At 67.3% G+C, this 19,641-nt stretch carries 21 protein-coding genes; 17 read left to right on the top strand and 4 right to left on the bottom strand.

Going from position 1 to position 19,641, the window contains the following annotated elements:
- On the bottom strand, positions 1-252 hold a 252-nt coding region (locus WA805_RS06250; RefSeq protein WP_425241862.1), incomplete at its 3' end, for a helix-turn-helix domain-containing protein.
- A 184-nt stretch (positions 253-436) separates the two neighbouring features.
- Here WA805_RS06250 and WA805_RS06245 point away from each other — a divergent pair.
- Genes WA805_RS06245 through WA805_RS06235 form a run of 3 tightly spaced genes read left to right on the top strand, consistent with a single transcriptional unit; the run spans position 437 to position 3,274 of the window.
- Entirely contained in the window at positions 437-940 is a 504-nt protein-coding gene (locus WA805_RS06245; RefSeq protein WP_425241861.1) for a MarR family winged helix-turn-helix transcriptional regulator, read from the top strand.
- Complete coding sequence (locus WA805_RS06240) at positions 937-2,976, top strand: chloride channel protein (RefSeq protein WP_425241860.1); 2,040 nt, start codon at positions 937-939, stop codon at positions 2,974-2,976. The genes WA805_RS06245 and WA805_RS06240 overlap by 4 nt, the downstream gene beginning before the upstream one ends.
- A gap of 55 nt (positions 2,977-3,031) precedes the next feature.
- Positions 3,032-3,274 carry a hypothetical protein gene (locus WA805_RS06235; protein ID WP_425241859.1) on the top strand — a complete coding sequence of 81 codons (243 nt, stop codon included), beginning with the start codon at positions 3,032-3,034 and terminating at the stop codon, positions 3,272-3,274.
- A 139-nt stretch (positions 3,275-3,413) separates the two neighbouring features.
- On the opposite strand, the gene WA805_RS06230 is transcribed toward WA805_RS06235, so the two are convergent.
- Positions 3,414-4,304: a LysR family transcriptional regulator gene (locus tag WA805_RS06230; RefSeq protein ID WP_425241858.1), complete on the bottom strand. Its 891-nt coding sequence runs from the start codon at positions 4,302-4,304 to the stop codon at positions 3,414-3,416.
- A gap of 105 nt (positions 4,305-4,409) precedes the next feature.
- Between WA805_RS06230 and WA805_RS06225 the strand changes: the two genes are divergently transcribed.
- Together WA805_RS06225 and WA805_RS06220 are read left to right on the top strand one after the other, a co-directional pair.
- On the top strand, positions 4,410-5,021 hold the full coding sequence (locus WA805_RS06225; protein ID WP_422277626.1) for a carboxymuconolactone decarboxylase family protein: 612 nt from the start codon (positions 4,410-4,412) through the stop codon (positions 5,019-5,021).
- A complete protein-coding gene (locus WA805_RS06220) occupies positions 5,018-5,872 on the top strand; it encodes a cupin domain-containing protein (protein ID WP_422277628.1) in 855 nt (284 codons plus the stop codon). The genes WA805_RS06225 and WA805_RS06220 overlap by 4 nt, the downstream gene beginning before the upstream one ends.
- Before the next feature lie 72 nt (positions 5,873-5,944).
- Here the strand turns inward: WA805_RS06220 and WA805_RS06215 are convergent, their stop codons facing one another.
- Positions 5,945-7,027, bottom strand: a complete 1,083-nt coding sequence (locus WA805_RS06215; protein ID WP_424560021.1) for an MBL fold metallo-hydrolase — start codon at positions 7,025-7,027, stop codon at positions 5,945-5,947.
- A 45-nt stretch (positions 7,028-7,072) separates the two neighbouring features.
- Positions 7,073-7,597: a YceI family protein gene (locus WA805_RS06210; protein ID WP_424560022.1), complete on the bottom strand. Its 525-nt coding sequence runs from the start codon at positions 7,595-7,597 to the stop codon at positions 7,073-7,075.
- A 323-nt stretch (positions 7,598-7,920) separates the two neighbouring features.
- On the opposite strand from WA805_RS06210, the gene WA805_RS06205 reads away from it, so the two are divergent.
- The 12 genes from WA805_RS06205 (at position 7,921) to WA805_RS06150 (ending at position 19,337) form a co-directional block, all read left to right on the top strand.
- Positions 7,921-8,484, top strand: a complete 564-nt coding sequence (locus tag WA805_RS06205) for a MarR family winged helix-turn-helix transcriptional regulator (RefSeq protein WP_424560023.1) — start codon at positions 7,921-7,923, stop codon at positions 8,482-8,484.
- Positions 8,485-8,590: 106 nt separating this feature from the next.
- Positions 8,591-8,944 carry a DUF1330 domain-containing protein gene (locus WA805_RS06200; protein WP_424560024.1) on the top strand — a complete coding sequence of 118 codons (354 nt, stop codon included), beginning with the start codon at positions 8,591-8,593 and terminating at the stop codon, positions 8,942-8,944.
- Between the two features lie 30 nt (positions 8,945-8,974).
- The gene (locus tag WA805_RS06195) at positions 8,975-9,961 is read left to right on the top strand and encodes a LysR substrate-binding domain-containing protein (protein ID WP_425241857.1); all 987 of its coding nucleotides are present in this window, start codon (positions 8,975-8,977) and stop codon (positions 9,959-9,961) included.
- A 69-nt stretch (positions 9,962-10,030) separates the two neighbouring features.
- Positions 10,031-10,993 (top strand): methylenetetrahydrofolate reductase, encoded by a 963-nt coding sequence (locus tag WA805_RS06190; RefSeq protein WP_425241856.1) that lies wholly within the window; start codon positions 10,031-10,033, stop codon positions 10,991-10,993.
- Positions 10,994-11,076: 83 nt separating this feature from the next.
- Positions 11,077-12,429 (top strand): hypothetical protein, encoded by a 1,353-nt coding sequence (locus WA805_RS06185; RefSeq protein ID WP_425240573.1) that lies wholly within the window; start codon positions 11,077-11,079, stop codon positions 12,427-12,429.
- Between the two features lie 2 nt (positions 12,430-12,431).
- Positions 12,432-13,379: a bifunctional 5,10-methylenetetrahydrofolate dehydrogenase/5,10-methenyltetrahydrofolate cyclohydrolase gene (locus WA805_RS06180; RefSeq protein ID WP_424560993.1), complete on the top strand. Its 948-nt coding sequence runs from the start codon at positions 12,432-12,434 to the stop codon at positions 13,377-13,379.
- Positions 13,376-14,269, top strand: coding sequence for a formyltetrahydrofolate deformylase (gene purU / locus WA805_RS06175; RefSeq protein ID WP_424560992.1), 894 nt, complete (start codon positions 13,376-13,378; stop codon positions 14,267-14,269). Before WA805_RS06180 ends, purU begins: the two co-directional genes overlap by 4 nt.
- 196 nt (positions 14,270-14,465) lie before the next feature.
- Positions 14,466-15,452, top strand: coding sequence for an MBL fold metallo-hydrolase (locus WA805_RS06170; protein WP_424560991.1), 987 nt, complete (start codon positions 14,466-14,468; stop codon positions 15,450-15,452).
- A 78-nt stretch (positions 15,453-15,530) separates the two neighbouring features.
- A complete protein-coding gene (locus tag WA805_RS06165) occupies positions 15,531-16,331 on the top strand; it encodes an SDR family NAD(P)-dependent oxidoreductase (protein ID WP_424560990.1) in 801 nt (266 codons plus the stop codon).
- 27 nt (positions 16,332-16,358) lie between these two features.
- Positions 16,359-16,556: a tautomerase family protein gene (locus WA805_RS06160; RefSeq protein ID WP_424560989.1), complete on the top strand. Its 198-nt coding sequence runs from the start codon at positions 16,359-16,361 to the stop codon at positions 16,554-16,556.
- 31 nt (positions 16,557-16,587) lie between these two features.
- Positions 16,588-18,201: a redoxin domain-containing protein gene (locus WA805_RS06155; RefSeq protein ID WP_424560988.1), complete on the top strand. Its 1,614-nt coding sequence runs from the start codon at positions 16,588-16,590 to the stop codon at positions 18,199-18,201.
- Positions 18,202-18,236: 35 nt separating this feature from the next.
- Positions 18,237-19,337, top strand: a complete 1,101-nt coding sequence (locus WA805_RS06150; RefSeq protein ID WP_424560987.1) for a maleylacetate reductase — start codon at positions 18,237-18,239, stop codon at positions 19,335-19,337.
- The last annotated feature ends 304 nt before the right edge of the window (positions 19,338-19,641 follow it).

The raw sequence follows: 19,641 nt of genomic DNA, 5'->3' as shown, positions 1-19,641 counted from the left end.
GTACAGGTCCGGCGCGCCCTCCGCGGTCATCTCCCCGATCAGGGCCTCGAACAGGCCCAGCACGTGCTGGTCGACCGCCTCGCGCAGCCCTTCCTTCGAGCCGACGTGATGAACGACCAGCGCCGGGGACACGCCCGCCGCGGCGGCGATCTGCCGCACCGTCACCGCGTCCGGGCCGTGCGCGGCGAACAGCCGCAGCGCCTCGTCGCGGATGACCGCGCGGGCGGTCCGGTCCTCTTCTGCTGAACGCATGTACAGCATGCTAAACAAATGTTCAGAGATTTGTCGAATCGATGGGTCCCGCGATGGTCAGCTCCCGGGCCCGGACGGCGCAGCCGGATGCCTGCGGGCTCATGAGCCCGTCACCCGGAGACAAGCGTGGCATGCCGCAGGTCCGTGACAACCGCACATAAACGTAGTGTACCATAATTGCATTATGCAAATATTGGTAGCTGCACATGAGGTTGGTGAGGACGCGGCACGGGAGAATCCGCCGGATGCGGCGGTGGTGGACGCGGTGCTGTCGGCAAGCCGGGCGCTGATCGCCGTGGCGACGCGGTCGCTGGGCGCGGCGGCGGAGGAGACCACGATCGCGCAGTACCGGGCGCTGGTGGTGCTGGCGTCCCGCGGGCCGCGGCGGATGGTGGACCTGGCCGAGGCGCTGGACGTTGCGCCGTCGACGGCCGGGCGGATGTGTGACCGGCTGGTGCGCAAGGGCCTGGTCCGCAGGCACCGGGCGCGCGGCGACCGCCGCGCGGTCCTGGTCTCGGTCACCGCGGCAGGCAGGCGGGTGGTCGACGAGGCGACTAGCCGGCGCCGCGCTCTGATCGCGGAGATCCTGGAACGGCTGCCGGTGCCCGCGCAGCGGGCTGTGGCGCAGGCGCTGCGGGCGTTCGCCGATGCCGCCGGCGAGGTTCCGGACAGCGAGTGGCCGGAATGACGGCGGTTACGGCGGGCAGCCCGGCTATCGCGCGGGCGGCGGCGTGGCTGCGGGCGGGCCGGGGCGGGATGTTCCTGCTCGCCCTTCTGGTGGGGGCGGGGGCCGGGCTCGGCGCGGTGGCGTTCCGGTACCTGATTTATTTCTTCACCTGGCTGGCGACCGGGCACAGCGAGTTCGGCCAGGCCGGCTACGTCGGCAGCAGCCACCTGCCGTGGCTCGGGCTCGGGTTCTTCGTGGTCATCCCGGCGGTGGGCGGGCTGCTGTACGGGCCGCTGATCTACAAGTGGGCGCGGGAGGCACGCGGGCACGGCGTGCCCGAGGTGATGATCGCGGTCGCCGACAACGGCGGCCGGATCCGCTGGCAGGTCAGCGTGGTCAAGGCACTGGCTTCCGCGCTGTGCATCGGATCGGGCGGGTCGGTGGGCCGGGAGGGGCCGATCGTGCAGATCGGCTCGGCGCTGGCGTCCAGCGTCGGCCAGTGGGTGCGGATGCCGGAGAACCGGCTGCGGATCATGGTCGCCTGCGGCGCCGCGGGCGGCATCTCCGCGACGTTCAACGCGCCGATCACCGGGGTGTTCTTCGGCGTGGAGATCATCTTGCGCGAGTTCGCGGTCGACGCGCTGTTCACCGTCATGCTGTCGTCGATGGTCGCCGACGTCATCGCGATCCCGTTCCTCGGCGACAAGCCGTTCCTGTCTGGCTTCCCGGCCGGCATCGCGCTGCACGACCCGCGCAACTACCTGCTGGTCGCGGTGCTCGCGGTGGTCGCCGCACTGATGGGGCTCGCGTTCAAGACCGTGCTGTACAAGATCGAGGACCTGTGCGACAAGCTGTGGAAGGGACGGCCGGAGTGGGCGCGGCCCGCCGTCGGCGGGATCGCGCTCGGGCTGCTGCTGCTCGCACTGCCGCAGATGTACGGCGTCGGCTACCCGGTCATGTACAAGACCGCGGCCGGCGAGTACGCGCTGTGGTTCCTGGTCATCCTCGCGTTCGGCAAGATCCTCGCGTGCAGCCTGTCGATCGGGATCGGCGGCTCCGGCGGGATCTTCGCCCCGTCGCTGTTCATCGGCGTCACCTCCGGCTACGCCTACGGCGACATCGTCCATCACATCTTCGGCGCTGGGGCGGGGCAGCCCGCGCTGTACGCGGTGGTCGCGATGGGCGCGGTGTTCACCTCCGCCGCCCGCGCCCCGCTGACCTCGCTGGCCAGCGTTGTCGAGATGAGCGGCGACTTCGCGCTGACCCTGCCGGTCATGCTCGCGGTCGCGATCGCCTCCACCGTCTCCCGGGCGCTGTCCTACGGCACGATCTACACCACCAAGCTGCTGCGCCGCGGCACCGACATCGACCGTGCCGTTCCGTGGCGGGCGCTGGCCGACCTGAAGATCACCGACGTCATGCGCCCGTTCCGGCCCGCGCTGCCCGTCCCGCCGGACAGCACCGCACCCGCCGCGCACAGCGGCTCCGCGGCCGGCAACGGCAGCACGCCGGAACCGGATGGCGTCCCCGGGACGGTCACCTGCCGGCACGACCCGCAGGCCCTGTTCGCCTCAGAATCGCTCAGCCAGGCGCTGCGCCAGCTGGAAGTCTACGGGCGCGACGGGCTGCCAGTGCTGTCCCCGGACGGGCAGCGCGTCGAAGGCTGGGTCACCGGCGCCAGCGTGCTGCGCGCCCTCGCCCGGCAGATCACCGGCAGCCAGGCCGATACCATCCAACCGCAGGCCGCCGCCGACCAGGAGCACCACGACGCGGAGGCCATGCTCCAGCACCCGCCGGCCCCGCTGCCCGGCTACCAGGTCATCGAGATCACCGTATCCGGGGACTCTGCGGCCACAGGACAGAAGCTAGGCGACCTCCGCTGGCCGTCGGCCGGCATCCCCGTCTCCGTGCTGCGCGACCGCCGCCTCCGCCCGCCGGACGGCCAGATCACGCTGGCCGCCGGCGACCGGGTCAGCCTGCTCGTCCCGGCACCGCAGAACTCACACCCGCCGCCCATAGACGGCCGCGAAGCGGACAGCGGAAGCAGCAGCCCGTGACCGCTTTCCTGCCGCGGAACCGCATCCTAGCTGTGGTCAGCAGAGAGGAGTTGCAATGGCCATTGGAATACTCGCCGCCGTGCTGGGGCTCTTGCTCGGCATGGCAGCCATCGTCATCCCCCGGATAGTGAATCGCCATAATAACCCCGACGATCACTCGGACTCGCTGGCCTACCTGGCGAACACCGGCCGGTCAGCGGAGGACATCGCCCAGGGCAACCGCAGCCTGCAGGCCCGGCCGGACAACGATGCCGGGTCTCAGCACGCAGGAGGCGCGGACACCGGCAAATCGGGCTAGCCACCACCCGAGTGACGGTGCGGGTCCGCTGGGTCGTGCGCGCACCGGTCTGGCTGTACCGGGCGCGGCTAGGGTTCGTGTTCGGACCACTACCTCTTGCCCGCGCCGCCCGGTAGTGAGCCAGTCGCGCCAATCCTCTTTAGGCCTCAAGTCTGGCGCGCTCGCGCAGGAGGGCCAGGAAGGCGTCGGCGGCCGGCCTGTGGCGGTGGTCGGCGCGCCACACCACGCCGACGGTTCGGTCGAGGGCTGGCGACGCCGGACGCACAGCGACTGCTCGCGGAGGCGGGTCGCTCACGGCTGATGCTGGCACGAACGCCACCCCGAGGCCCTCGCTCACGAGCGCGAGCAAGCGGTCGTGGCTGCTGGTCTGGAAACCCACGCGGGGCACGAACCCGGCCCGCTCGGTGGCCCGCTCTGAGACGGCCCGCAGGCCGGTGCCCGGCGTGAAGAAGATGAACGTCTCGCCCCGGAGCTGCCGCACGTCGACGGTCTCCAGCGCGGCCAGGCGGTGACCGCCCGGCACCGCCACCAGCACCGGCTCGCGGACCAGCGGGGCAACCTCGAGGCCTGCGGGCCGCTCGACATCGAGCGCGGCGATCGCCAGGTCGATCTCGCCTCGCGCGGTCATCGTGAGCATGTCGCGGGTGGAGTCCTCGCGCAGCGACACGTCAACCCCGGGATAGGCAACGTGAAACGCGGCAATCAGCCGGGGCAGGTCCAGCCCGGCGAGTGCCTGCATGGCACCGAGCACCAGCCGTCCGGTGGTAAGGCCCTTGAGGGCGGCGATCTCCTCGCGCGCGGCATCCATCTCCGCCAGGGCGCGGCGAGCCCGCAGGAGAAAAATCTCTCCCGCCTCGGTCAGGCGCACCCCGCTGCGTGAGCGCTCGAACAACTCGACGCCAAGTTCCTGCTCTAGGAGCTTGATCTGGTGCGAGAGCGCGGGCTGGGCCACCGGGACCGCTGCCGCCGCCCTGGTGAAATGCCGGTGGGTCGCGACGGCGACGGTATAGCGCAGTTGCCGGAGTTCCATATCGATTCGCGATCGAAGCTAGCCGGATTATGTCTTGGACAGCTTATCGGGCTCGGCGGGAAACTGTGATCAAGTCCTGTCAGGGATCAGCATAAGGAGGAACCAATGGCTCATATCAGCTACGTCGACCCCGCCACAGTCACCGATCCCGAGCTCGCGGGGATTATGGAGCGCGCGCGCCTGTTCGGCACGCCGCGACCGGAGAGCCAGGCGATCCGGCTGCACAACCCGCCAGTGATGAAGGCGTTCAATAACGCCTGGGAGGCCTTCTTCCGCCAGGGTGTCACCGATCACGCAGTCAAGGAACTGTGTCGGCTCTACATCGCCAAGTCCGTTGAATGCCAGTACTGCGGCGGCCAGCGCTCCGTGCTCGCCAGGGAACAGGGCGCCACCGAGCCGCAGGTCGACGAGATCCTGAACTTCGAGACCTCCGAGCGGTTCGATGACCGCGAGCGCACCGCACTCGCCTGGGCGATGGCCATCGCCTGGGACCCCGGCCTGGCGGACGACGAGCTCTGGAGCCGGCTGCACGAGCACTTCACGGAGCCGCAGCTCATAGAGCTCGGCCACTTCATCGCGCTGACGCTCGGACAGCAGCGTTTCCTGAAGACCGTCGGCGTTCGTCACGGCGAGGTCCTCGCTGACACTGACGCGGGCCTCGCCCCCGAGGAAGCGGCCAGGCTGCACACCGCCCAGCGTCTTGCGTCAACCCCGTGACGTACCACATCGCACGGGCCGCCGGGCGGCAGTGGAGCGAATCCGCCGCCGTCCTGGGGTTGCGGCACGCCACCCTCATCAATGCAGCCGGCGGGGCCAGTCATCTGGAGGTCCGGCTGTACGAGTTGCGCGCCGGCACCATCATCCCCGCCCACCGCCATCCCTTCGAAGAATCCTGGTACGTGTTCTCCGGCCAGGGACAGCGCACCGTAGCGGGCCTCACCTACCAGGTGGCCGCCGGGGACTATGGCTTCTCCCCGGTCGGCGTCGGCCACGCGCTTGCTGCCACTGACGAGGATTTGTCCTGGCTGTCGGTACGAGCGCCCAAGCCGCCTGCGTTCCGCGGTGCGGCGATCAGCCTGCCCGCCGCCGGCGTAGCCGGCGAGGACCTCGGGCGGCCATCAGAAACTGATCCCCGGCATCGCTTCGCGGGTCATTTCGAGGTCACCGACCTGGCACCGCCCGCCCAGCTGTCCATGCCCGGGTATCACGGCCCCAAGATCAGGAATATCTCTGTGCACATGCTGGTCGACCGGCTGCTGGGCGCACAGCATCACACCCTGTTCGTGGCCCAGATCGCTCCCCGGGCCGGCCACGGGCAGGCGGCTGGCGAGCACTACCACCCGTTCGAGGAGATCTACTACTTCCTGTCCGGCGGCCTGCGCGGAATGCTGGATGGCGACGAGGTTGAGGTGGCCGCCGGGGACTTGCTCTGGGCAGGGGTTGATGCTACTCACGGCTTCGTCAACGAGCGCGACGAGCCGGCCACCTGGCTTGAGGCCCAGTCGCCAGTGCCACCCGATTCCGAGGCGTTCTTCTTCCCTGACGACTGGCGCGCTCTAGCACCGTGACCTGGGATCACTCGGGGTCACCTACCATATGCGTTCTCCTCGGCGGGTAGTGGTTTCCCGAGTCCGGCGTGACTAGGGATGGATCCCGAACGGGCCGAGGTGACCGTAGTCGATCCGCAGTGATTCAACGAGTTGGTAGGCGTTTGGCACGGTGTAGACGTCGGCCCCGCCGAGCCGGTCGATCCAGCGGGGGACCACCGCGTTGGCGGCCTGGGTGGCGACTCCGTCCAGGTAGCCACGGAAGATGGCCCACGGGTTTGTCGGGTCGACGGACTTGAAGACATCGGCGACGTTGAAGGTATCGATCGCGCGGGCGGCCTGCTCCTTGAGATCGGCGACGTACTCTTGCTGAATGACCACGTCGTGGCGGGTGCCGAGCCGCGTGAGGTGGCCTCCGATGAATGTGTGGAACGGATAGCGGAGCGCCTGCGCCGGGGCTTCGAGCCATCCTGGAATGTTCTGCGACTCGGCGAGGTAGGCGAAGGGCACCCAGCCTGGGAAGACGACGTCGACGAGCATGAGGACCCGCTGTGCCGGCAGGTAGGTGAAGATGTTGCCGGGGGAGTGGTTGGGGCCGTGGTAGGCCAATTCGACGCGGTCCTCGCCGGCCTGGACGGTTAGCTGGTCGTCGAACGTGACATGCGGGAGTGGTCGGTTCGGGTCTCTCGTCTGCCTCAGCAGGCCGGCGACCTCACTCTGCGCGTAGAAGCGGGCTCCCTCGTAAAGGACCATCGCGCCGGTATGGTCGGCATGGTGATGGCTGTAGATGGCATGGGTCACGTGTGACTTGGTCACGGTTGCGATAGCCCGCAGGATGTTGTGCCCGATAGTGGGCGGGGCGTCGACAACGACGACTCCCGCTGCGGTTGTCATGAAGACCATCTGGTAAAGGCCGTCAGTCAGCCAGAAGACGCGGTCTGCGATCTCCTCGACCAGGTACCCGGACTTGGGGATGGCCGGGCCCCTGGCCGAAGGCGGGACCGGCGCGGTGGGTCCCGTCGGGCAGCTGGAAGCGACTGCGGCTTCGGCGCTGCCCGGTCCGAGCAGCGTCACAGCGGAAACGGCTGCCGCTGCCAGCCCCGTTGACGCGATCAGGTTCCGGCGTGTCAGGGGCTGGCGGCTGGCCGGGGTGCCTGGCTCGGACGCGGAGGTCATTCGTATCGCCTTTCTCGGTGATGACTGCTGCGCTACGGAGGGTGGCTAGGCTCTGGTGGCGTGTGCGGTGATCTGGACGGAAAGCCGGCGCGCTGCCATCCCGGGCATCATCGTGATGGCGTGCGCATAGCGGTCGACGGTGCAGTCGGCCCGGAAGACAATCGCCGCGCCCTCGGCAGAGACGCCGGTGACGGTCAGCTCAACGGGTGCCGTCCGTCCTTTTACCGTGAGGAGCCCGGCAACTGACCAGCCTCCCTGGCGCTGCCGGATGCTGTCGGAACTGAACGAGATTGCCGGATGGTGGCGGACGTCGAGGAACAGGCGGGAGCGCACCTGGGGATCGCGCATGAAGTTTCTGGTAGAGAAACTTGACGCGGAGACCTCGGCCTCTACCCGCGAGTCCTCCGGAGGATCGGCGATGGTGATCACCCCGCGGGTTACCTTGAGCCTGCCGCGGACCTTGCCGAGCCCGAACATGTGCCTGGTCACGAACGTGACTGATGACCCGGCGGGGTCGATGGCGTACCGGCCAGCTGGCGGGGCTTGCACTGCAGTGCTGGTAGTCGACATGACAGCGGTTCCTTTCATGTGGGATCAGGGCGCGAGAAGCCAAGAGCAGTGGCGCTGCCGGAGCCGCCTGGCGCTGAACATGTGGTGAGAAGCGGCAGGTCCCGACCCTCACCGTCCCGAGCTTGCACTCGTGCCCGAACGAGCCGGACGTCGCGAGCGTATCATGCTTACATGCGCAAGCAAGTAACCGTGGGTGAAACAGATTCCACGTGGCGTGTACCGGCGGGACGTCACCGTCGCAGTATCGTGAAGTCGGCGGGCCACAGCTTGCCCGCTCAAGTAATCCCTGCTTGATATGGCTAACTTCGCCGAGGTGAGTACACGTGGTGACGTCGAAGGGACGCAACGAACCGGTCCGGCAATCTCCTCGAGCCGACCACGCGCGCTCGGCGGAGGTGGCGGGCGAGCTTGAAAGGGCGCTTGCGCAGTTGAATCAGCAAACCTCCCTGTGGCAGTCCTTTCTCGCTGCGCACCGGCAGATCGTCGAGCAGCTTGCCGATGAGATGCTCCGCGAGCACCAGTTGCCGCTGGAGTGGTTCGACGTTCTGGTGCACTTGGCCGACCTGCCTGGCATGCGGGCGCGTCAGAAAGAGCTGCGGGATCGCATGCTGCTCAGCGAAAGCGGTGTGAGCCGGCTGCTTGTCCGGATGGAGAAGGCGGGCGTGATCACGCGCAGCACGGCCGACGACGACCGGCGCGGTATAGAGATCGCGGTCACCGACGATGGGCGGGCCGCCCTGCTGGCTGCCATTGAATCGCACCTGCAGCTTGTAGCGTCGCTGTTCAGCGATCGCCTGACGGCGACCGACCGCGCCGCACTCAGCCGGGTACTGTCCAAGCTCCTCGCCAAGCCGCAGCCGGACTGTCACGCCTCCCAGCAGGAGTGAGTTGTGTTTCGCGCTGGGCGCTAAGCCAAGGAGCGGCACACTTGTCATGCTTGCGCTAGCAAGTAAAATGACGGGTAGTTCACGACCACGCACGAGAGGAACTGTGATGTCGGTACCACCTGTCGCGGCTCAAGGCGGGCAGCTTCCGCCCAAGGGCTACGTTGTGTTTGACCTAGATATTCACGACGCGGAGGGGTACGCCGCCTACCGCCTCGACGGCCAGGCGAGCATTCGCAGGTTCGGCGGGCGCGTGCTGTCCGGTGACCCGGCGCCCGAGGGGACCGTCGAATCGCTGGAAGGGGAGTGGCTCACTAAGCGCCTGGTGATCACGGAGTTCCCGACTGTCGACATCGCCCGCGCCTGGTACCACTCGGACCTGTATCAGGCTGCTGCACGCAAGCGCCAGGCGACGAGCACTGGCCGCGTCCTCCTCGTCGGCGGCTGGGACCGGCCATGGTGACCTCGTTCAGGCGCCGTCGACTGGCGGATCATGTCCGAGCGACCGCAACCCGTCTTCCGGGTCGCTGACACAGGCCGGGCAGCGGCGGTTGATTCCCGGCAGCTCGAATGCTTCATCGCCGTCGCCGAGGAACTCAACATCAACCGCGCGGCGGTCCGGCTGCATATGACGCAGCCACCGCTGACCAGGCGGATACAGAGGCTCGAACACGACGTGGGAGTCGAGCTTTTCCGGCGGACGCCAGCAGGGATGGAACTGGCCGAGGCCGGTCAGATCCTGCTGGAACGTGCCTACCGGATCGTCACCCTGTCGGCCCGCGCCGTCGAGCGCACCCGCCAGGCGAGCATCGGGGAAGTGGGCCACCTTAGCGTCGGCTACTACGACTCGGCCATTCTCGATGCGATCCCCGCCATCGTTTCAGAGTTCCGCCACCAGCATCCGGACATCAAGGTCAGTTTCGAGCTAGTCCCTAACCGCGCGCAGGTCGATTACCTGCGAGACAAGCTGCTGCACGTCGGGTTCGGACGTGACTACCCGCAGCAGCAGGGCGTAGTCTGCCGCACGGTAGCCGTCGAGAATCTCTATGTTGCCGTGGGCGAGCCGTCGGCGCTGGCTTCCGGCCGCCCCGTCACCGTCGCCGATCTTCGAGGTCGGCCCCTGGTCGTGTATCCCGCGTCCAGGCCGGGGTTTGCCGATGACGTTATCCGCATGTGCCGCAGTGCCGGATTCTCGCCGGTCATTGCCGTGGAGGCAGACGACGTCGTCGCATGCCTGGCCTACGTTGCGATTGGCGAGGCCATGGCCGTTGTCCCTTCGTCGGCTACCAGGACCCGGCCGCACGGGGTCACGTTCGTCCCCCTGGGCGGCGCGCCACCCGCAACGCTTGAATGCATATCGCTGGCAGCCAATGCGGCGCCCGCCCTCGCGCTATTTACCCGCTTTCTCGATCACCGGTGCGACGCTCTCAAAGCCGAGAAGGTATTACGTACCGTCAGAAACAGTATTGGACACCAGTAATCAGTCACCGCAGGATGATCTTACGGCGCACTGGCGTCGCTTTACCGCAATCCGCTCAGGAGGCGTTAAATGACAGCACAGCCGTCCGGAAATGCCGGCCCAGCGGTCGCGGCACTAATCCGCGCAGCGAATATTGAGCTGATCCCGCTGCGCGGGGCTCAGGAGAAGCTAAACGTCGTCCCGGCGGGCACGAAGATTACCATCACCTGTTCGCCGAAGTTCGGCCTGGGAAGAACGCTCGAATACGCCGAGCTCGCGGTCAAGGCAGGCTATGAAGTCGTCCCGCATCTCGCCGCCCGGCAGGTCGCGGACAAGGCGGAGCTGCGCGACGTCGTCCGCCGCATCGATGGCCTCGGAATCACTGATCTCCATGTGATCGGCGGTGATGCCGACGAGCCGGCCGGCGGCTACCGTGAGGCCGCCGAGATCCTGGAGGACCTAGCAGGCCTAGACCACGGCCTGGAGCGGATCGGTGTCGGCTGCTATCCCGAAGGACACCCGAAAATCTCCGATGGCGCCCTGCTCGATGCGCTACGGCGCAAGCAGGCTTATGCGACCTACATGGTCAGCCAGCTCTGCTTTGACGCCAAGGCCCTGATCAGGTGGCTGCGAGCCACCCGTGCCGCGGGTATCGGGTTGCCGCTCCGGGTCGGCCTCGCCGCGCCGCTGAAGACGACCCGGCTGATGGAACTGTCCCTCAAGATCGGCGTCGGCTCATCGATCCGGTATCTGACCAGGCAGCACGGCTTCGTCGGCAATCTCCTCGTCGGCGGCGCCTACCAGCCCGAGCAGCTGCTCTACGCGATCGGCGACGACCTGGCCGCGGACGACCTCAACATCGAGGGCCTGCATATGTTCTCCTTCAATCAGTTCGACGTCACCGCCGCATGGCAGCGGCGCTTCTCGGCCATGCCGACCGCCAGCGCGCTCCGAGATCAGGGCAACCCATCAGCATCCGCCCGCTTATCTAGCAGCCAGAAGGACCAAGCCAGTCCGAAAATAATCTTGCTTGCGCGCACAAGTAAATGTTAGGCTGACTGCCGCATGGATACCACCCAGGCGGGGACGGGCCTGAGCAGCCCGAGCCGTCCGCCGATTACTAAGAGGCAGGGACGATGCCCGGAAGCCTGGAAGACAAGATTCAGCGGTCGGGGAACGTGGCGGAGATGCTGCGGAACTCCCCGGCGGGTGCCTACACCTACCCGATGAAGCCCGAGTTCAGCAACTGGCGCGACGAGCAGCGAGCGTGGGCGACGACGGCGGTGCTTTTCGACCAGTCGTTCCACATGACCGACGTCTACTTCCGCGGCCCGGACGCGCTCCGGCTGCTGTCCGACCTCGGAGTCAACAGCTTCAAGACCTTCGGCAAGAACAAGGCCAAGCAGTTCGTGGCCTGCAACTACGACGGGTACGTCGTCGGTGACGCCATCCTGTTCGGGCTGGATAATGAGGAGTTCAGCCTTGTTGGCCGGCCCATCGCCCCGAACTGGGTCGCGTTCCACGCCGAGACCGGCGAGTACGACGTCAAGGTCATCCACGACGAGCGCAGCGTCGCCAACCAGGGGCGCCGGCTCACCTTCCGGTACCAGCTGCAGGGCCCCAACGCCCTCAAGATTGTCGAGAGAGCCGCTGGCAAGCCCATCGACCGGATCAAGTTCTTCAACATCGGAGAGTTCAGCATCGCGGGCTGCACGGTCAGGGCCCTCAACCACACCATGTCCGGCATCCCCGGCGAGGAGATGACCGGGCTGGAGATGATGGGCCTGTCGGAGCACGGGGCCGAGGTCCTGGCGGCGCTGTTGGCGGCGGGAAAGGAATTCGGCCTGCGCGAGGGCGGCAACCGCGCCTACCCGACGACGGCCATCGAGTCCGGGTGGATCCCCTCCCCGCTGCCGGCCATCTACACCGGCGAGCAGATGAAGCCGTTCCGGGAATGGCTGGGCGGGGACAGCTGGGAAGCCAACGCCTCCATCGGCGGCAGCTTCGTCTCCGGCAACATCGAGGACTACTACCTGACTCCGTGGGACCTCGGGTACGGCCACGTCGTCAAGTTCGACCACGACTTCATCGGCCGGGCTGCCCTGGAGCGGCTGGCCGGCCAGCCGCACAAGCGCAAGGTCTGGCTGCGCTGGAACGACGACGACGTGGCCCGCATCGTCGCCAGCAGCCTGTTCGGCGGCGAGCAGCGCGCCAAGTACATGGACATGCCGTCGGCCAATTACGCCACCGGGCCCTACGACAAAGTGCTGATCGGCGACCGGCTCGTCGGCTTCTCCGCGAACGTCGGCTACACCGTCAACATCGGCGGCTGGGCCTCGCTGGCCATGGTCGATGAGGCCGACGCCGTCGACGGCACCGAGGTCACCCTCGTGTGGGGCGAAGAGAACGGCGGCTCGGCCAAGCCGAGCGTCGAGCGGCATGTCCAGACCACGCTGCGGGCCACGCTCAGTACCCGCCCCCTGGTGTGACGATGACCGCGGAAGTCATCGACGGCCGCAAGATCGCGACGGCACTCAAAGCCGATGTGGCGCTGGAAGTCGATCAGCTGAACACGGAAGGCATCGCATGCGGCCTTGCCACGGTCGCGGCCGGCGACGACTTCTCCGCGGCAGCCTACCGGCGCCGCCTCGAGCGGATAGCGAATGAGCTCGGCGTGCCCTACCGGCATGTCTCCCTCGCAGCCACGAGCCAGCTAGACGAGGTGCTATCCGCCATCCGCTACCTCAACGCGGACCCAGCCGTCAGCGGCATCGTGGTGCTGCGGCCACTGCCAGAGCAGGTGTCCGAAGCCGGCGTGTTCTGTGCTCTGGCGCCGGTCAAGGACATCGAAGCGGTGCACCCGGAGAACGCCGGGCTGGTGGCCCTCGGCACGCCACGGTACGTGCCCTCGACTGCCGCGGCCGCCTTCCACGTACTCGATACCTGGCTCGACAACACGGGGGAGGACCGCACCGAGTTCTATCATCGATCGCTCATCACCGTGGTGGGCCGATCGAACAACGTCGGAAAGCCAGCGATATCCCTGGCCTACGACCGGGAGGCATCCGTCGAGTCAGTCGACGTGTGGGCCAGCCGGACCGGCCGGCTCGGCTGGCACACGCGCCGGGCCGATGTGCTTATCGTCGCCGCCGGCGCGGCAGGGCTGATCCGGTCCGAGCACATCCGCGCGGGTGCCGTGGTCCTTGACGTCGGCATCAACCGTGCGGTGGATCCGGCCACCGGCGCCACCAGGATGGTAGGTGACGTCAGCTTCAGCGATGTGGCGTCCCGGGCACGCGCCATCACGCCCGTGCCCGGCGGAATTGGCCCGGTGACCGACGTCTGGCTCATCCGCAACGCTGTGACCGCCGCCCGCAACCTCGCCCTCATGCCAGGACACCCCGCGAGTCAGCACAACCCCGGCCAGCAATTCCGATGACCGTGACACCGGCCACCAGCTCGCCGCGGATACCCGTCTCCGACTACGTCCTGACGCTGTCCTGTCCCGACCGGCCCGGCATAGTGCGTGCCGTCGCATCCTTTATCGCCGAGCATGACTGCAATATCGTCGAGAGCCAGCAATTCGGCGACCGCGCAGGCGGCATATTCTTCATGCGGGTCCAATTCGAGCCGGTCCACGGCACTGCGCTCGACGTGGATCGCCTGTGCGGTGACTTTGCCGGTACAGCAGGCCAGTTGGGCATGGCGTGGCGGCTGCTCGCCGCGGCAGGAAAGCAGCGGGTCCTCATCCTCGTCAGCAAGTACGGACATTGCCTAAACGATCTGCTCTACCGCGCCAACAGCGGGGCACTGAACATCGACGTGGCCGCGGTCATCTCTAACCACCCTGATCTGGGCATGCTCGCCGACACCTACAGCGTGCCCTTCCGGCACATCCCGGTGACACCGGAGACCAAGCCCGATGCCGAAAAACAATTGCTGAGCGCGATCGACGAGCTGAATATCGACCTCGTGGTCCTCGCCCGCTACATGCAGATCCTGTCTAGCGACCTGTGCAAGCAGCTCGAGGGCCGCGCCATCAACATCCACCACTCCATGCTGCCCAGCTTCAAGGGCGCACGGCCCTATCAGCAGGCGTACGAGCGCGGCGTCAAGGTGATAGGAGCCACCGCACACTACGTCACACCCGATCTCGACGAGGGTCCGATCATCGAGCAAGCAGTCACCCGTATCAACCACACCATGACCGCGGCTCAGGTGACTCAGTTCGGCCGGGACAACGAATGCCTGGCACTCGCGCGCGCCGTCCAGTGGCACACCGAGAACAGGGTGCTACTCGACGGCAGGCGAACAGTCGTATTCCAGTGACGGGCAGACGGCAGCGCCATCATCCAGTACGCGCATCCCCGCAGAGACTTTCTGAGAACTATTGCTTGCGCGAGCAAGTTAAGTTACGATTGCTTCACGCTGTCGAAAGACGCGCGGCATGTCCCTGACATGCAGTTTCTCCGCTTCCAGCGACGGGAGAGATCGCGATATGACGTCCACCACACAGACTCCTGCCATGTCCCCTCAAGGGACAGGCAGCACGGCCGGGCAGCAGGGGGCGGGCTGGCTTCCGGTGCCCGATTCCTCGCTCGGGCCGGTGATCCCCGAGCGTGGGTATCTCGTGGAAGAGATCCGCGACGGGCTTTACTGGGTCACCGAGGGCATGTATCAGTGTGCTTTCATGGTCACCGGGCACGGCGTCATCGCCATCGACGCGCCACCGTCGATCGGCGACCGCGTGACGAAGGCGATCCGGTCGGTGACCGACGAGCCAGTCACCCACGTGGTGTACAGCCATTCGCACGGCGACCACATCGGCACTACCGACCAGTTCTCCGACGACGCCCTCCGGATCGGGCACGCGGACACCAAGAAGTGGCTCGACCGGCTACGCGACCCGCGGCGGAAGCCGCCGGACATTGTGTTCGACGACTCATACACCCTCGAGGTCGGCTCGCAGACCCTGCGACTGGACTACCGGGGCGGCAACCACGCGCTCGGCAACATCTTCATCCACGCCCCGCGGCAGCGCGCCCTCATGATCGTCGACGTGTTCTACCCCGGCTGGGTGCCGTTCGCCGGGCTCGGCCTGTGCCGTGACATCCCCGGCTTCGTCGACCACCACGACTATGCCCTGGAGTACGACTTCGACACGCTCATCAGCGGGCACCTGACCCGGCTCGGCCGTCGCGAGGACGTCGAGACCCAGCGGGAGTACGTCACCGACCTGCGCCGGGAGGCGCTGCGGGCACTCGCAGATGTCGACCAGGTTCCGTCCTGGCAGTACGTCCATAACGTGTACGGCATGTTTACCAACCACTTCAACCGGATCGCGTCCCAGGTAGCCGAGGAACTGCTCCCGAAGTGGAAGGGACGGCTGGCCGGCGTGGACTTCTTCATCCACAACCACTCCTTCATCATGCTCGAGGCGCTGCGCGTGGACTGGAACGCCGAGCCGTTCGTCGTGCTCCCGCCCCCCTCGCTCATCGTCGAAGAGGACTGATCCTGGCCGCAAAGGCCGCCGCGCCGCGGCTCACATGGTCGCACCTGCATACGAGACAGAAAGTGACGTGAAGTTTCCGTGACAGTGGAACTGAAGGGACGAGTGGCCCTGGTGACCGGCGCCAGCCGGGGCATCGGATACGCGATCGCGCAGGCGCTGCAGGAGCATGGCGCGCGGATCGGCGTGCTCGCCAGGGACAAGGATGCCCTGAACGCGGCAGCGGTCACGCTGGCTGGCACGGACGGCGAGTCCGTGCTGGCCGTTCCTGCCGACGTCACGAGCGCCGGATCGGTCCACGCAGCAGTCCAGCGGGTACACGAGTGGGGCGGGCGTCTGGACATCGTAGTGAACTGCGCCGGCCCCCAGCTGACCCCCTCGCCCCTGGCGCAGACTCCGGACACGGTGCTCACCAGCTACCTGGACGTCAAGCTGACCGGCTTCCACCGCGTCGCCTCCGCCGCGCTCCCTCTCCTCAGTGACACCGGCACTGGGCGAATCATCAACATCGCCGGGCAGACAGCGCGAACCCTGGTGCCCAACGCCGGGGTCACCGGCATCACCAACGCTGCCGTCATCGCGCTGACCAGTTACCTGGCAAGTGAGGGCGCACTCCGGCACATACTCGTCAACGCGATTTCCCCGGGCATGACCCTCACCGAAGGCTGGATCGGCCGGCACGACGCCATGGCGGCACAGCAGGGCACCACGCCAGAGGCCGTGCGTGACGGCATGACCAAGGGCGTCGGCATCCGGCTCGGGCGCTGGGCGGAAACCCGTGAGATCGCGCAGGCAGCCGTCTTCCTGGCGTCCGATCTTTCGTCCTATATCACCGGGCAGGTCATCGAGGTCGACGGCGGGCTGACCAAGTCCGTCACCTGACCTCAATCGCGGAAAGGCACAGCTGCCATGCCATTCATACAGATCACCATCGCCGAAGGGCACGACGCCACCACTAAGCGGGCGCTGGTGACCCAGGTCTCGGCCGCGGCGGCGGCGGCTACCGGCACACCGGAAGCTGCATTCAGGGTGTGGATCGTGGAGGTCGACCCGAGCGAGGTCAGCGTGGGCGGCACCGTGCTAGCCGATATGCGCCGCCCGGGCTAGCGCATCGCGACAGGAGAAGGTGACAAGACAGATGAGCCTGGAAGGCGAACTTGAGGCACAACGGCAGCGGGCGTACGCCCAGCGCAGCCCGGCGGAGCGGAAGGTGCGAGCTGCGGCGGTCACGGCCGTCGCGAACGCGCGGACCGCTGAGCGAGCGCTGCGCGAAGGCGAGCCGGTACCGAGATTCCAGCTGCCGTCGATCGACGGCAGGCTGACGGACGTCGGCCTGCTGCTCGAACGAGGGCCGCTGGTCATCTCCTTCTACCGCGGTGGATGGTGCCCCTACTGCAACATCGAACTGCGTTCCCTGCAGCGCCGGCTGCCCGATATCGAGGCACTGGGGGCCAGCCTGGTCGCGATCAGCCCGGAAATGCCGGATCGCACGCTGATGACCGTGGAGAGCGACGCCCTGACGTTCCTGGTGCTGTTCGATAAGGGAAACGAGGTCGCGCGCCAATTCCGCCTGACGCATCAGATTGACCCGCAAGTCGTCCGCTACCAGCTTGGCAACGGCAACGATGTCGCCGCCTACAACGGTATGGACACCGCGGAGGTACCGTTGCCGGCGACATACGTAGTCGGTACGGACGGCGTCGTCCGCTACGCCTTCGTGGACGCCGACTACACGCGGCGAGCCGATCCAGAGGTCCTCATCGGCGTGCTCCGCGACCTCGCAACCGAGCGCGACGCGACGTCCGGCACCGCGTCCGTACCGGTCAGCGTGACCGGGGCGGGAACGGTTGCCATGTCGAGCGAGCAGATCACGGCAGAGGTGCTCGCGGCCGTCAGCCGTGCCAGCGGCACCCGGGCCGGGGAGATCCTGTCCGCCGTGATCCGGCACGCGCACGACCTCGCCCGGGAAGTCCGGCTTCAGCCGAGGGAGCTGCTGGCCGCCGCCGACTTCCTGCGCAGGTGCGGCGACATCAGCGACGAGGCGCGGCACGAGTACATTCTGCTGTCGGATGTCCTCGGCCTGACCATGGTGGTGGACACGGAAGCTGCCGACGTCGCCGACGGGGCGCTGGAGACCAGTGTCCTCGGGCCGTTCTACCGGGCGGGCGCGCCCTGGGAGCCGAACGGGGCGAACATATCGCGCGGCACCGGTGACGGAGAGCCTGCCCGCATCCACGGCCGTGTCCTCGACACCAGCGGCACGCCGGTCAGCGGCGCGGTGCTGGATGTATGGGGCACTAACGGCCACGGCGTGTACGAGAACATTGACCCGTCGCAGCCGGATTACAACCTTCGCGGCAGGTTCCGGTCCGCTGCCGACGGCAGCTACGACCTGTGGACCGTCAAGCCGGTCAGCTACCCGATCCCGGACGACGGACCGGTCGGGGAATTGCTCGCCGTCACCGGCCGCCACAACATGCGACCCGCGCACTTCCACGTGATCGCCTCCGCGGACGGCTACCAAAGCGTCGTCACCGAGCTGTACACGGACGACGACCCCTACCTCGGCAGTGACGCGGTCTTCGGCGTCAAGCCGTCCCTGGTCGTCCACTACAACCACATCGACGACAGCGAAGCCCTCGCAGCTGTTGGCCGCAGCGAACCTTACTGGGACCTGGACTACGACTTCGTCTTCACACCCGGGCAAGCATCATCCGCCGGATTCAGCACGGGGCGCCGGCGAGCCGTCTGACAAGCGGAGCGCGGCAACCGGACAAGGAAGGACTCATGGCAAGCGATATCGCCGACTCCGGCACGGTGCAGATGCCGGCTGCGTTCGCGCGAACCAGCCTGCCCGGCCGGATCATATTCAGTGACGGCGCGGTAGGGCTTCTCGCTGGCGAGCTCGACCAGCGCGAGCTGCGGCGAGTGATGCTCATCGTCGCCAGTCACGACGCGCGGTTGGCAGAGCGCGGCAGCGACGTCCTGGGTGAGCGCGTCCAATTGCGCTGGGACGAAGTCAGGCAGCACGTTCCGCTTGAGCTGGCGCAACGGGCCACTGATGCGGCCACGGCGGCGGGCATAGATGTACTTGTCGCCATCGGCGGCGGCTCTACGACGGGGCTCGGCAAAGCCATCTCGGTCGCTACCGGCCTCCCGCTGGCTGTCGTGCCCACCACATACGCCGGCAGTGAGATGACCCCGATCTACGGTCTTACCAGCGACAACGACAAGAAGACGGCACGCGACATGAGGGCCTTGCCGAGCATCGTGGTTTACGACCCCCAGTTGCTGATCACACTTCCGGCGGCCGTCATCGGCCCGAGCGGGCTGAACGCGCTTGCGCACTGCGCCGAGGCACTGTGGGCTGCCAACGCCGACCCCATCACCGACGCGCTCGCGCTCGATGGCGCTGGCCGCATTCACCAGCACCTGGTGACGGCGTACTCGACCGAAGATCCGGCGGCCCGCGGTCACGTCCTGATCGCGGCCTGCCTGGCCGGTATCGCCCTTGGCACCGTCGGAACCAGCCTGCACCACGCCCTCTGCCATTTGCTCGGAGGCATGTTCGACACCCCCCATGCCGAAACCCACGCGATCATGCTGCCCTACGCGGTCAGCTATCTGCAGCCTGCCGTCCCCGCCGCGGCCCGGCGCCTGGCGCAGGCCATGGACGCAGATGAGCGCGCCTTGCCAGGGAGCATCTGGTCGCTGGGACAGTCAGTCGGAACCCCAGCCGGGCTGCGGTCCATCGGCATCCTCGAGGACCAGATCCCGGCGATCACGCAGGCTGCCCTGACCCGGAAACTACCGAGCCCGCGCCCGCTTGAGTACGCCGCGTTGCATGACGCGCTTCGCGCGGCGTGGGCAGGACAGCCTCCCGGCTGACCGGCCTGGAAGGGTGCCTGGGACGGCGACTGTGATGCCGTCGGTATGGCACCTGATGACACCATTGTTCCTAGAGGCGAGCAGGCTAGGCATATTCGCCGTCAGCGGCGCGCCTACCCCGAGGGCGCGACTTCACCATCCGCAAGGGGCGGCGGCGCGTTATTGTGCGCCGAGGTGCGCGGCTGAGAAGCCCGCTACGTCGCGGTAGGCGGACATAATGGCGGCGATCTCGGCGTCGCTAATGACGTCGGAGAGCCGGTCGAATGGCTGGTCACCAGTGCGCTCATAGACCTCGCGCAAGATG

The sequence above is a fragment of the Trebonia sp. genome (genome assembly GCF_049794275.1).
In the GTDB taxonomy this organism is placed as follows: domain Bacteria; phylum Actinomycetota; class Actinomycetes; order Streptosporangiales; family Streptosporangiaceae; genus Trebonia.
The sequence above is the reverse complement of the archived record's forward strand: the minus strand, read 5'-3'. Positions and strand labels throughout refer to the sequence as shown.

What these genes read in the sequence shown, in the direction of transcription:
- WA805_RS06180 (WP_424560993.1), top strand. Translation starts at nt 12,432, where the DNA reads ATGACCGCGGAAGTCATCGACGGCCGCAAGATCGCGACGGCACTCAAA.
- purU (WP_424560992.1), top strand. Translation starts at nt 13,376, where the DNA reads ATGACCGTGACACCGGCCACCAGCTCGCCGCGGATACCCGTCTCCGAC.
- WA805_RS06210 (WP_424560022.1), bottom strand. Translation starts at nt 7,597, where the DNA reads ATGTCGACTACCAGCACTGCAGTGCAAGCCCCGCCAGCTGGCCGGTAC.
- WA805_RS06235 (WP_425241859.1), top strand. Translation starts at nt 3,032, where the DNA reads ATGGCCATTGGAATACTCGCCGCCGTGCTGGGGCTCTTGCTCGGCATG.
- WA805_RS06195 (WP_425241857.1), top strand. Translation starts at nt 8,975, where the DNA reads ATGTCCGAGCGACCGCAACCCGTCTTCCGGGTCGCTGACACAGGCCGG.
- WA805_RS06225 (WP_422277626.1), top strand. Translation starts at nt 4,410, where the DNA reads ATGGCTCATATCAGCTACGTCGACCCCGCCACAGTCACCGATCCCGAG.
- WA805_RS06170 (WP_424560991.1), top strand. Translation starts at nt 14,466, where the DNA reads ATGTCCCCTCAAGGGACAGGCAGCACGGCCGGGCAGCAGGGGGCGGGC.
- WA805_RS06200 (WP_424560024.1), top strand. Translation starts at nt 8,591, where the DNA reads ATGTCGGTACCACCTGTCGCGGCTCAAGGCGGGCAGCTTCCGCCCAAG.
- WA805_RS06150 (WP_424560987.1), top strand. Translation starts at nt 18,237, where the DNA reads ATGGCAAGCGATATCGCCGACTCCGGCACGGTGCAGATGCCGGCTGCG.
- WA805_RS06240 (WP_425241860.1), top strand. Translation starts at nt 937, where the DNA reads ATGACGGCGGTTACGGCGGGCAGCCCGGCTATCGCGCGGGCGGCGGCG.
- WA805_RS06160 (WP_424560989.1), top strand. Translation starts at nt 16,359, where the DNA reads ATGCCATTCATACAGATCACCATCGCCGAAGGGCACGACGCCACCACT.
- WA805_RS06245 (WP_425241861.1), top strand. Translation starts at nt 437, where the DNA reads ATGCAAATATTGGTAGCTGCACATGAGGTTGGTGAGGACGCGGCACGG.
- WA805_RS06190 (WP_425241856.1), top strand. Translation starts at nt 10,031, where the DNA reads ATGACAGCACAGCCGTCCGGAAATGCCGGCCCAGCGGTCGCGGCACTA.
- WA805_RS06230 (WP_425241858.1), bottom strand. Translation starts at nt 4,304, where the DNA reads ATGGAACTCCGGCAACTGCGCTATACCGTCGCCGTCGCGACCCACCGG.
- WA805_RS06155 (WP_424560988.1), top strand. Translation starts at nt 16,588, where the DNA reads ATGAGCCTGGAAGGCGAACTTGAGGCACAACGGCAGCGGGCGTACGCC.
- WA805_RS06215 (WP_424560021.1), bottom strand. Translation starts at nt 7,027, where the DNA reads ATGACCTCCGCGTCCGAGCCAGGCACCCCGGCCAGCCGCCAGCCCCTG.
- WA805_RS06185 (WP_425240573.1), top strand. Translation starts at nt 11,077, where the DNA reads ATGCCCGGAAGCCTGGAAGACAAGATTCAGCGGTCGGGGAACGTGGCG.